Genomic DNA, 328 nt, shown 5'->3' on the forward strand with positions numbered 1-328 from the left:
GCGCTTCGCCTTCGAGAAGTTCCCCGGCGCCGACGACACTCTGACCACCACTATGAAGTCCGTCGGTGAGGCCATGGCTGTCGGCCGCAATTACATCACGGGCCTGAACAAGGTCATGCGTTCCCTGGAGACCAAGCAGGCCGGCTTTTGGACGGTCCCGGACGAGGAGTTCGCCGGCGAGCGCGCTACCGACAAGCAGGCCGTGTTGGAGGATCTGAAGCGTCCGACCGAGGGTCGCATGTACGACGTGGAGCTGGCCCTGCGCCTCGGCGCCACCGTCGAGGAGGTCTACGCGGCCTCCGGCATTGACCCCTGGTTCCTGCACGAG

At 65.5% G+C, this 328-nt stretch carries 1 protein-coding gene; it reads left to right on the forward strand.

Annotated features, from left to right (window positions below; all coding sequences use genetic code 11):
• On the forward strand, nucleotides 1-328 hold a 328-nt coding region (locus tag CYJ76_RS11795; RefSeq protein ID WP_144043114.1), incomplete at both ends, for a hypothetical protein.

This window comes from Kytococcus schroeteri (assembly GCF_002847825.1).
GTDB lineage: Bacteria > Actinomycetota > Actinomycetes > Actinomycetales > Dermatophilaceae > Kytococcus > Kytococcus schroeteri.